Here is a 314-nt window from a genome sequence, read left to right as displayed (position 1 = left end):
CCGCTGAAGTCCGATACGTACGGCGGCTCGTTCCTGTATCACATGGACAACAACCAGGTCGTGGTCGGCTTCGTGGTGGGCCTCGGCTACACGAACCCGTACCTGTCGCCGTTCGAGGAGTTCCAGCGCTACAAGACGCACCCGTCGATCCGCGCATTCCTGGAAGGCGGCAAGCGTGTGTCGTACGGCGCGCGAGCGATCACGGCCGGCGGCCTGCTGTCGCTGCCGAAGACGGTGTTCCCGGGCGGCGCGTTGATCGGCGACGACGCGGGCTTCCTGAACGCATCGCGGATCAAGGGCAGCCACGCGGCGAT

1 pseudogene is annotated in these 314 nt (G+C 66.2%); it reads left to right on the top strand.

Annotation, left to right across the window (positions count from 1 at the left end):
* Window positions 1-314: pseudogene (locus tag DID98_RS35620) on the top strand (electron transfer flavoprotein-ubiquinone oxidoreductase); the annotation flags it as partial.

This window comes from Burkholderia sp. Bp8984 (assembly GCF_003853755.1).
GTDB lineage: Bacteria > Pseudomonadota > Gammaproteobacteria > Burkholderiales > Burkholderiaceae > Burkholderia.
Note: the sequence above shows the minus strand (reverse complement) of the source record. Positions and strands in the feature narration are given on the sequence as shown.